This is a genomic window from Paucibacter sp. XJ19-41, from assembly GCF_028462495.1.
In the GTDB taxonomy this organism is placed as follows: Bacteria; Pseudomonadota; Gammaproteobacteria; order Burkholderiales; family Burkholderiaceae_C; genus Roseateles_E.
The window spans coordinates 1-10259 of record NZ_JAQOWX010000159.1 but is presented as its reverse complement, the minus strand read 5'-3'; the positions used below and the strand labels follow the sequence as shown (position 1 = coordinate 10259).

Genomic DNA, 10259 nt, shown 5'->3' with positions numbered 1-10259 from the left:
GCGCAGCGCCGCAGCGCGGCCCAGCTGGCCGCGATGCAGGAGGCGCTGGCCGCGTTTGCCGCCGCCGCCGAGGCCGGGCGGGATGCGGTGGCGGCCGATTTCCAGTTCCATCTGGAGATTGCCCGTGCCACCGGCAACCCGCACTTCGAGCAGCTGATGGGCACGCTGGGCGCGCCCAGCATCCCGCGCGCACGCCTGCCGGGCCTGGACAGCGTGGCCCCGGCCGAGCGCCTGGCCTATCTGACGCGCGTCAACGCCGAGCACCAGCACATCCTCGACGCGATCAGCGCCCAGGACCCCGAAGCCGCCCGCGCGGCGATGCGCACCCATCTGGCCAACAGCCGCGAACGCAGAAGGCGGGCGGCGCTGGCTGTCTAGCCTCAACGGCAGGGCGTGGTGTTGCCCGAGGCCGGGCAGGGCGGCGGCAGCACGGGTGCCTGCTGCGCCCGGCGCCGCTCCATTCGCGCCTGGTTGCGTGCGGCCAGGGCTTCGCTCTCGCGCTGGCGGACGATGCGCTCGCCTTCTAGCGGGTCGGCCGCGCTGTGCATGCCCTCGGCGCGCAGGCGCTCCTTTTCCGCGTTCGAGCCGCTTTGCGCTTCCTGGGCCTGGCGGCTCAGCGCCCAGTCCTCGGCGGTGTAGCGCCCCTGGCCNTGCGCTCGCCTTCTAGCGGGTCGGCCGCGCTGTGCATGCCCTCGGCGCGCAGGCGCTCCTTTTCCGCGTTCGAGCCGCTTTGCGCTTCCTGGGCCTGGCGGCTCAGCGCCCAGTCCTCGGCGGTGTAGCGCCCCTGGCCCTTGCGGCATTGGCGCACCCGGCGGATCTCGTCCTGCATGAAGGCGCGCTCGCGGTCGCCCAGGCTGCTCGAGTTGGCGCGGGTCTCCATATTGCGCAGTTCCAGATCGCCCGGGCAGTCATTGGCCGGGGGCTGGGCGGGGCCGCTGGCGGCGGGCTTGTTCTCGGGCGGCGGCAGGCGCGGGGCGTCGGCCACATTGCTTTGCAGCCGGCGCTGCTCGACCGGCTCGCCGGCGCCCGGGCACGGCACATCGGAAAAGCTCACACCGCCATCGCGCTGCTTGCATTTCCAGACCTGGGCCTGGGCTGCGGTGCCCATGCCGACCATCAAGAAAAAGATGGCGAGCCTCGCCCAGGCCCTGTGTTCCTGTCTCATTGCCGTGCCCCCTGATGACAATTTGTGCCGCTCCAACGCGGCAGACCGCTGACCGGACGACAGTGTCGGGCAAACGCGTATGCAATTTCCAGAGGTCAGTTGTATGATGACGTACAACTAAATCATGGAGACAAGCATGAAGACACCTTCGACCCTGCAACGCTGGCTCGCCGGCCTGCTGCTGGCCACCGGCCTCGCGGGCACGGCTGCTGCGTTCCCGGACAAATCGGTGACCCTGCTGGTGCCGTTCCCGCCCGGTGGTTCCACCGACACCCTGGCCCGCGCGGTGGCCGCCAAGCTGCAGGAGCGCTGGGGCCAGACCGTCGTCGTCGACAACAAGCCCGGCGCCACCGGTACCGTCGGCTCGGCCATGGTCAAGCGGGCCGCGCCCGATGGCTACACCTTGCTGGTGGCTTCGCTGGGCCCTTATGTGATCGCGCCGCACCTGCTGAAGGCCGTGCAGTACGACGCGCTGAAGGACCTCGACCTGCTGACCGTCGCGGTGCAGGCGCCCAATGTGCTGGTCGTGCCGGCGGCCTCGCCGCTGAAGAGCATGGCCGATGTGATCGCCCAGCTGAAGGCCAAGCCCGGTGCAATGACTTTTGCGTCCTCGGGCAATGGCTCCTCGGATCATCTGACCGCCGAGCTGTTCTGGCAGCAGACCGGCACCTCCGGCTCCCACATCCCCTACAAGGGCGGCGCGCCGGCCATCACCGATCTGCTGGGCGGCCAGGTCGATGCCTCGTTCCAGAATGTCAACGCGGTGCTGCAGCACATCCAGAGCGGCAAGCTGCGCGCGCTGGCCGTCACCGGTGACAAGCGCTCGACCGTGCTGCCCCAGGTGCAGACCCTGAGCGAGGCCGGCATCAAGGGTGCCGATGTCTATTCCTGGCAGGGCATTGCCGCGCCGCGCGGCCTGCCGGCGCCGCTGCGTGGCCAGATCCACCAGGCCCTGGTCGCGGCGCTGAACGATGCGGCGCTGAAGCAGAAGCAGGCCGAGGTCGGCATCGAGACCGTGGCCAACACGCCGGAGCAGGCCGCCGCCTTCCAGAAGAGCGAGTTTGCGCGCTGGAAGACCGTCATCGAGACCGGCAAGATCACCGCAGACTGAGCAAGCAAGTCAAACCATGAGCCGCACCCCTCTCGTCAAAAGCGCCCGCGTCATCCCGGTGGCCGGCCGCGACGGCATGCTGCTGAACCTCAGCGGCGCCCATGCCCCCTTCTTTACCCGCAATCTGCTGCTGCTGGAGGACAGCGCCGGCCGCACCGGCGTGGCCGAGGTGCCCGGCGGCGAATCTATCCGCCAGACGCTGGAAGAGGCCGCGGCGCTGACCATCGGCCAGCCGCTGGGTCGCTGGCAGGCCCTGCTGGGCCAGGTGCGCGAGCGCTTCGCCGACCGCGATGCGGGCGGCCGCGGGCTGCAGACCTTCGATCTGCGCACCACCATCCATGTGCTGACCGCCGTCGAGTGCGCGCTGCTGGACCTGCTGGGCCAGCATCTGGAGGTGCCGCTGTGCGAGCTGCTGGGCGAGGGCAAACAGCGCGACTCGGTGGCGATGCTGGGCTATCTCTTCTTCGTCGGCGATGCCGGCAAGACCGATCTGCCCTATGTGCGCGAGGATGCGGGCGGCGGCTGGCTGCACCAGCGCCACCAGATGGCGCTGACGCCCTCGGCCATCGTGGCCCAGGCCGAGGCGGCCCAGGCCCGCTACGGCTTTGCCGACTTCAAGCTCAAGGGCGGGGTGCTGGCCGGCGAGGCCGAGGTGGAGGCCATCCAGGCGCTGAAGGCCCGCTTCCCCGAGGCGCGCATCACGCTGGACCCGAACGGCGGCTGGCTGCTGAAGGATGCCGTGCGCCTGCTGCGCGATCTGCACGGCGTGCTGGCCTATGCCGAGGACCCCTGCGGCGCCGAGGACGGTTTCTCGGGCCGCGAGGTGATGGCCGAATTCCGCCGCGCCACCGGACTGCCGACCGCCACCAATATGGTGGCCACCGACTGGCGCCAGCTGACTCACGCCATCGCGCTGCAGGCGGTCGACATCCCGCTGGCCGACCCGCATTTCTGGACACTCAGCGGTGCGGTGCGTGTGGCCCAGACCTGCCGCGACCATGGCCTGACCTGGGGCTCGCACTCGAACAACCATTTCGACATCTCGCTGGCCATGTTCACCCAGGCGGCGGCCGCCGCGCCGGGCCGGCTGACCGCGATCGACACCCACTGGATCTGGCAGGACGGGCAAGGCCTGACCCTTGAGCCGCTGCAGATCCAGGGCGGCGAGGTGCGGGTGCCGAGCACGCCGGGCCTGGGCGTGCAGCTCGATATGGCCGCCGTGGAGCGCGCCCATGCCCTCTATATGCAGCATGGCCAGGGCGCGCGCAACGACGCGATGGCGATGCAATACCTGATTCCGGGCTGGGCCTTCGATCCGAAGAAGCCCTGCCTGCTGCGCTGATCGACCGAACCAGAAGCAAACACCCCGGAGACACCCGCATGACCCAGAAATCTCTTCGTCTCGCGCTGCTGGCGAGTCTGTTCGCCGCCGGCCTGGCCCAGGCCCAGGCCCAGGATCAGGCCAAGAACTGGCCGAATCGCACCGTCCGCATCGTCGTGCCCTACACCCCCGGCGGCACCTCGGACATCATCGCCCGCGCGATCAGCCAGCCGCTGGGCGAGGCGCTGAAGCAGACCGTCATCGTCGAGAACCGCGCCGGTGCCAGCGGCAATCTGGGCGCCGACGCGGTGGCCAAGTCCAATGACGGCCACACCCTCTTGCTGTGCGATGTGACCGCGCTGGCAATCAGCCCCTCGGTCTATACCAAGCTGGGCTTCGACCCGAGCAAGGACCTGAAGGGCGCGGCGATGCTGGCCTACTCGCCCCATATGCTGGTGGTCCACCCCTCGGTGCCGGCCAACAATCTGGGTGAGCTGGTGGCGCTGTCCAAGACCAGCAAGATGGATTTTGCGGTCACCGCCGTCGGCAGCGCCCCCCATGTGGCCGGCATGGCGGTCGCCGCGATCACCGGCGCCAAATGGGAGTACATCCCCTACAAGGGCGGCTCGCAGGCCATCGGCGACACGATTGCCGGCCAGACCCAGGTCTTGATGAACGGCATGCTGGCGACCCTGCCCTCGGTGCAGGCCGGCAAGCTCAAGGTGCTGGGCGTCTCCAAGGCCAGCCGCGTGCCGCTGCTGCCCAATGTGCCGACCCTGGCCGAGCAGGGCGCGACCGGTTTCGAGTCGGGCACCTGGCAGGGCATTCTGGTGCCCGCCGGCATGCCGCCGGCCGCGCTGGCCAAGCTTTCGGCCGAGCTGATACGCATCATCCGCTCGCCGGACCTTCGCGCCCGCCTGGCCTCGCAGGGCGCCGAGGTGCACACGATGTCGCCGACCGAATTCACCGGCTTCTTTGCGCGTGAGCGCAAGAGCTGGGCCGCCGTGGTCGCCAAGAGCGGCCTGAAACTGGATTGATGACGCAGCAAGCGAGAACGACCATGTCCACGCCCTACAGCAATTTCCCCAACAGCCTGCGCCAGCGTCTGCTGGCCGGCGAGCGCCTGATCGGCTGCTGGTGCTCGCTGGCCAGCCCCATCACCACCGAGGTGCTGGGCGTGGCCGGTTTCGACTGGCTGCTGCTCGATGCCGAGCATGCGCCCAACGATGTGCTGAGCCTGATCCCGCAGCTGATGGCGCTCAAAGACAGCCCCTCGGCCCCGGTGGTGCGGCCGCCGCTCAACGACACGGTGCTGATCAAGCGCCTGCTTGATGCCGGCTTCCACAACTTCCTGATCCCTATGGTGGACAGCGTCGAGCAGGCGCGCGCCGCGGTGGCCGCCACCCGCTACCCGCCCGAGGGCGTGCGCGGGGTCTCGGTCTCGCAGCGCAGCAACCGCTACGGCACGGTGCCCGACTACTTCGCCCAGGTGAATCGAAATATCACGGTGATGGTGCAGATCGAAAGCCGTGCCGGCCTGGCCGCCGTCGCCGAGATCGCGGCAGTCGAGGGTGTGGACAGTATCTTTGTCGGCCCCTCGGACCTGGCCGCCGCGCTGGGCCATCTGGGCAATGCCAACCATCCCTCGGTGCAGGAAGCGATCAAGGCCATCCTGCGGGCGGCCCAGGCGGCCGGCAAGCCCAGCGGCATCCTCGCGCCGGTCGAGGCCGACGCGCGGCGTTATATGGAGCTGGGCGCCACCTTTGTGGCGGTCGGCAGTGATCTGGGCGCCCTGCGGGCGTCCACCCAGTCAATGGCGGAAAGGTACAAGGCATGAGTCAGAGGAAGATCGGTTTCATCGGGCTGGGCATCATGGGCGCGCCGATGGCGCTGCGGCTGGCGGCCGGCGGGCATCAGCTGTTTGTGCATACCCGCAGCCAGCTGCGCGAGGAGGTCCGGGCGGCCGGTGCCACCGTCTGCGCCAGCGCGGCCGAGGTGGCCCGCGCGGCCGACATCATTTTCACGATGCTGCCCGACACCCCCGATGTCGAGCGGGTGCTGTTCGGTGCCGGCGGCGTGGTCGAGGGATTGAGCGCCGGTAAAACCGTCGTCGACATGAGCTCGATCGCCCCGATCGCGACCAAGGACTTCGCAGCCTGCATCGAGGCGGCCGGCTGCGCCTGGCTGGACGCGCCGGTCTCCGGCGGCGAGGTCGGCGCCAAGGCCGGCACGCTGACCATCATGGTCGGCGGCCAGCAGGCCGTGTTCGACAGCATCCGCCCGCTGTTCGAGCTGATGGGCAAGAACATCACGCTGGTCGGCGGCGCCGGCGCGGGCCAGACCTGCAAGGTGGCCAACCAGATCATCGTCGCGCTGAATATCGCGGCGGTCAGCGAGGCCCTGGTGTTCGCCTCCAAGGCCGGTGCCGACCCGGCCAAGGTGCGCGAGGCGCTGATGGGCGGCTTCGCCTCCAGCCGCATCCTCGAAGTGCATGGCGAGCGCATGATCAAGCGCACCTTCAACCCGGGCTTCCGCATCGCGCTGCACCAGAAGGATCTGAACCTGGCGCTGCAGAGTGCCAAGGCGCTGAAGATGGCGCTGCCCGGCACGGCCAACGCGGCCCAGCTGATGCAGGCTTGTGCGGCCCAGGGGGATGAGCAGCTGGACCACTCGGCCCTGGTGCGGGCGCTGGAGCTGTTGGCCAAGCATGAGTTGGGCGGGTCCGCATAATCGGCGCATGAGCTCTGCTGATCTGCTGCTGACCGACCCGCGGGCGCTGTTGCGCCATCTCTACGATGTCGCGGTGGCGCGTGCGCTGCCCGGCCAGGTGCTGGCGGCGCAGCTGCCGCCGCCGCCCAAAGGCAGAACCCTGGTGCTGGGCGCCGGCAAGGCCGGCGGCGCGATGGCACAGGCGCTGGAAGCAGCATGGCCGCGCAAGGCCCCGCTGTCGGGTCTGGTGATCACCCGCTACGGCCACACCCCGCCCGGCTACCGTCCCGAGCGGCTGGAGCTGGTCGAGGCCGCGCATCCGGTACCCGATGCGGCCGGCCGCGAGGCGGCCGCGCGCATGCTGGCGCTGACCCAAGGCCTGGGCCCGGACGATCTGGTGATCTGCCTGATCTCCGGCGGCGGCTCGGCCCTGCTGAGCCTGCCGGCGCCGGGGCTGAGCCTGGAGGACAAGCAGGCCATCAACCGCGCGCTGCTGAAAAGCGGCGCGGCCATCGGCGAGATGAACTGCGTGCGCAAGCATCTGTCGGCCATCAAGGGGGGGCGCTTGGGCGCCGCCTGCGCGCCGGCGCAAGTCCTGACCCTGAGCATCAGCGATGTGCCCGGCGACGACCCGGCAGTGATCGCCTCCGGGCCGACGGTGCCCGATGCCACCAGCTGCGCCGATGCGTTGGCGATCTGCCGGCGTTACGGCATCACCCTGCCGCCGGCTGCGCGGGCCGGGCTGGAGTCGGGTGCCTTCGAGACGCCCAAGCCCGGCGATGCCCGCTTCGACGGCCACCGGCTGGTGATGCTGGCCACCCCGCAGCAAAGCCTGGAGGCCGCCGCCGAGGCGGCCCGCGCGCTGGGCCTGGACGCCCACATCCTCAGCGACGAGATCGAGGGCGAGTCGCGCGAGATCGGCAAGATGCATGCGGCGCTGGCTCGTGCGGTGGCGCGGCGCGATGCGCCGTTCAGGAAGCCCTGCGTGATCCTGTCCGGCGGCGAGACCACGGTGACGGTGAAGGCCAAGGGCGGTCGGGGAGGGCGGGCCAGCGAATTCCTGCTCGGCGCCGCGATCGCGCTGCAGGGCGAGCCGGGTGTGCATCTGCTGGCCGCCGATACCGACGGCATCGACGGCATCGAGGACAACGCCGGTGCCCTCGTCACGCCGACCACGCTGGACCGCGCCGCCGCGCTGGGCCTGAGCGCGCAGCGCGAGCTCGATGCCAACAACGCCTACGGCTTTTTCGCGCCGCTGGGCGATCTGGTCTCGCCGGGGCCGACCTTCACCAATGTGAACGACTTCCGGGCACTGCTCATCCTGTGAGCGTGAGGCCGCGCCGCGCGGCCATCTCGATGCCCATCGCCTGGCCTTGCGCCTCGCCCAGCAGGGCCTGGGCGGCCGGAAAGATCAGCTCGTTCTCGCTGCGCAGATGCTCCTCGTGCAGCCGCGCAAAGGCCTCGGCCGCCTGCCTCAGCGCGGCCAGCTCGGCCGTATCGAGGGCCTGCAGCAGCGCGCGCAGCGGCCGCCACCGGGCCTCGATCTCGCGGTGCTGGGCCTGCAAGCGGGCGCAGACCGGCGCCAGCACCGGGTCGCCGGCCAGCGCCGGGAAGACATGCAGCTCCTCGTCCTGTTGGTGCAGCGGCGCGGCGATATCGAAATAGCGCAGCACATCGCGGGCCGCGTCCCGGGCCACCGCATCCGGCCCGGCCGTGGCCAGGTGCTCGCACAGGCGCGCCAGCAGGCGCAGGCTGCGCTCAATCCGCTCATGGCAGGCCGCCAGCAGCTCAAAGGGTTGCTGGTAGCTGCTGCCGGGCTGGGCTGCGATGCGCATGGGGAGGATTGTCGCCTGGCCTGGCTTTGACAAAGCGCAAGGACGCCGGCACCGGTCTGGGCCACATTGCAGCCATCATCTCCGACCGAGCCTCACACACCGTGGACAGCCCCCAAGCCTCGAGATCCGGCATCGACTCCTTGGCCATCGTGCCGGGTCGGGCCTGTGCACCCGTTGCCGGCAGCGACTGGCAGGCCCTGCTGGGCGGCCCGCCGCTGAACGGGGCGGAGCTGCACGCGCTCAACCAGATGGTGGAGCTGCGCAGCCTGACTGCCGGTGCGCCGGTGATGCAGCGCGAGCAGCCGGCGCTGCATCTGCTGGCCGTGCTGCGCGGTGCCGTCGGGCTGGGGCAGGCCCGCCATGACCAGCCCTTCCATCTGGAGCGCACGGTGCGGGGCCCGGCCTGGCTGGATCTGAGCAGCGCCTGGCTGGCCCAGGGCTTTGCCCAGGACGCGCGCGCCCAGGGCGAGGCCCAGGTGCTGGCGCTGCCACTGGCCGCGATGCGGGCCTTGCTGAGCCGCGAGGCGGCGATGCTGGACCGTTTGCTGGTGGGGCTGGCCCGCACGGTGCACAACTTGACCGGCACCGCCCACGACCTGATGCACAAGGACGCCGAGAAACGCCTGGCGGCCTGGCTGCTGCAGCGCGCCGATGGCGAGACCTTGCTGCAGCTGGGCGAGCGCAAGCGCGATATCGCCGCCCAGCTGGCGATCACGCCGGAGACGCTGTCGCGCATGATGCGCCAGCTCAAGCTCAAGGGACTGATCGAGGTGCAGGGTTATGCGGTGAGGCTGCTGGCACCGGCCGCGCTGCGGCAGCTGGCGGCGGACTGATCGAGTTCAGCGACAGAGTCCCAGGATGCGCTCCTCGGCCGAGCATTTCGGCTTGGCCGGTTTGGCCGTGCAGGCGCGCAGCTCGCGGGTGATGGGCGTGTAATAGCTCCAGCCATTGCCCAGCGCGGGCAGGGTCAGGCTGACTTCGCGCCATTTCGGGTGTCCCTCGGACTGCAGGCGCTCGAAGTTTTGGCAGATCGAGCGGCCCAGCTTGCTGAAATAGTCGCGCGTGCCGCGGGTGTTGTAGTCGTAGGTGACGAGGAAGGCGCCCACCGAGATCGTCGTGAAGTCTTCGCTCAGCAGATTGGGGTAGCTGCTGGCGCGCACCGTGGCCGGCGCATAGACCGTCAGCGGCGATTTGCTGCTGGGATGGGCGGGGTCGAACTTTAGGAGCTTGATGAACTTCTGCGCCTCGGGCTTCATGTTCGCGACCAGGGGCGCGGGCTGGCCGGCGGCCACGACGACCACATCGACGGACTTGTCTCCGATCAGCTTGACCAGGGCCTCCTCGTTGGGCAGATAGCCGGCCTGCGCCGCCGGCATCGGGCCGCCGAACATCATGCGGTACAGCGTGTGTGTGATCAGCGCCGCACCGGAGCCGACCAGGCCGCCGTTGATCTTGGCGTCCTTGATCTCGTGCAGATAGTTCAGCGGTGAGTCGGCGCGCACGATGTAGTGGATCTCGGTGTTGTACAGCGGCAGGATCACGCGCAGCGGCCGGATGATGGCCGCGGCCTCGCTATTGCCGGTGTCAGCACGGTCGATGAAGGCCTGGTAGACATCGGCCTGCACGATGGCCAGCTTGACCCCGGGCTCGTAGCGCATCAGTTTGACGTTGGCGGCCGAGCCCGAGGTGGCCAGCACCTCCAGATCAATATCCGCATCGGGCGCGACGAACTTGGACAGATCCTTGCCGATCGCATAGTAAGTGCCTTTGTCGGAGGCGGTGACGATCTTGTAGCGGGCCTGTGCTGCCGCCGTCATGGCACTGCTGATGCCCAGAAGGGTAAGCGCGAGGCAGCGCCAGACGGTGGATCGCATATCAGGGTCTCCGTGGAGCGGGGGTACACAGACCGAGTGCGGCGACGGCATCGGTACAGGGCCCGATATTGGGCGGCGGTGGCTCGACGTTCGATCGCTGGGCCGGGCTGGCTTGCGGGGGTCTTGCTGCTGGCCTCGGTGCGGCGGCGGGCCGGCCTGCCGCAGGTGGCTCGGCCGCGACCGCTGCCGTGACAGCGGCCGCGCTGACCACCGGTTCCGCGGGCTCGTCGATGCGGGCCGGCAA

12 protein-coding genes are annotated in these 10259 nt (G+C 69.7%); 8 read left to right on the top strand and 4 right to left on the bottom strand.

The genetic code is table 11. The features are described 5' to 3' along the window. Positions 1-378 (top strand): FadR/GntR family transcriptional regulator (locus PO768_RS26050; protein ID WP_272648374.1); only part of this gene is annotated, 378 nt, incomplete at its 5' end. Between the two features lie 2 nt (positions 379-380). On the opposite strand, the gene PO768_RS26045 is transcribed toward PO768_RS26050, so the two are convergent. Next, positions 381-548 (bottom strand): hypothetical protein, encoded by a 168-nt coding sequence (locus PO768_RS26045; protein ID WP_272648373.1) that lies wholly within the window; start codon positions 546-548, stop codon positions 381-383. A gap of 65 nt (positions 549-613) precedes the next feature. Next, positions 614-1108, bottom strand: a complete 495-nt coding sequence (locus PO768_RS26040) for a DUF4124 domain-containing protein (RefSeq protein WP_272648372.1) — start codon at positions 1106-1108, stop codon at positions 614-616. 193 nt (positions 1109-1301) lie between these two features. Here PO768_RS26040 and PO768_RS26035 point away from each other — a divergent pair, with 193 nt between their 5' ends. Genes PO768_RS26035 through PO768_RS26010 form a run of 6 tightly spaced genes read left to right on the top strand, consistent with a single transcriptional unit; the run spans position 1302 to position 7633 of the window. Beyond that, on the top strand, positions 1302-2276 hold the full coding sequence (locus tag PO768_RS26035) for a Bug family tripartite tricarboxylate transporter substrate binding protein (RefSeq protein WP_272648371.1): 975 nt from the start codon (positions 1302-1304) through the stop codon (positions 2274-2276). 16 nt (positions 2277-2292) lie between these two features. Then, positions 2293-3618 (top strand): enolase C-terminal domain-like protein, encoded by a 1326-nt coding sequence (locus PO768_RS26030; RefSeq protein WP_272648370.1) that lies wholly within the window; start codon positions 2293-2295, stop codon positions 3616-3618. A 38-nt stretch (positions 3619-3656) separates the two neighbouring features. Then, complete coding sequence (locus PO768_RS26025) at positions 3657-4634, top strand: Bug family tripartite tricarboxylate transporter substrate binding protein (protein WP_272648369.1); 978 nt, start codon at positions 3657-3659, stop codon at positions 4632-4634. 23 nt (positions 4635-4657) lie between these two features. Continuing rightward, positions 4658-5434, top strand: a complete 777-nt coding sequence (gene garL / locus PO768_RS26020; protein ID WP_262969886.1) for a 2-dehydro-3-deoxyglucarate aldolase — start codon at positions 4658-4660, stop codon at positions 5432-5434. Further along, positions 5431-6327: a 2-hydroxy-3-oxopropionate reductase gene (locus PO768_RS26015; protein WP_272648368.1), complete on the top strand. Its 897-nt coding sequence runs from the start codon at positions 5431-5433 to the stop codon at positions 6325-6327. Before garL ends, PO768_RS26015 begins: the two co-directional genes overlap by 4 nt. Before the next feature lie 7 nt (positions 6328-6334). Next, positions 6335-7633: a glycerate kinase type-2 family protein gene (locus PO768_RS26010; RefSeq protein WP_272648367.1), complete on the top strand. Its 1299-nt coding sequence runs from the start codon at positions 6335-6337 to the stop codon at positions 7631-7633. Here PO768_RS26010 and PO768_RS26005 read toward each other — a convergent pair. Beyond that, the gene (locus PO768_RS26005; protein ID WP_272648366.1) at positions 7623-8141 is read right to left on the bottom strand and encodes a hemerythrin domain-containing protein; all 519 of its coding nucleotides are present in this window, start codon (positions 8139-8141) and stop codon (positions 7623-7625) included. The two genes, PO768_RS26010 and PO768_RS26005, sit on opposite strands and share 11 nt — an antisense overlap. 101 nt (positions 8142-8242) lie before the next feature. On the opposite strand from PO768_RS26005, the gene PO768_RS26000 reads away from it, so the two are divergent. Continuing rightward, on the top strand, positions 8243-8974 hold the full coding sequence (locus PO768_RS26000) for a Crp/Fnr family transcriptional regulator (protein ID WP_272648365.1): 732 nt from the start codon (positions 8243-8245) through the stop codon (positions 8972-8974). A gap of 6 nt (positions 8975-8980) precedes the next feature. Here PO768_RS26000 and PO768_RS25995 read toward each other — a convergent pair whose 3' ends face one another. Continuing rightward, positions 8981-9958: a TAXI family TRAP transporter solute-binding subunit gene (locus tag PO768_RS25995; protein ID WP_272648364.1), complete on the bottom strand. Its 978-nt coding sequence runs from the start codon at positions 9956-9958 to the stop codon at positions 8981-8983. Between the last annotated feature and the right edge of the window lie 301 nt (positions 9959-10259).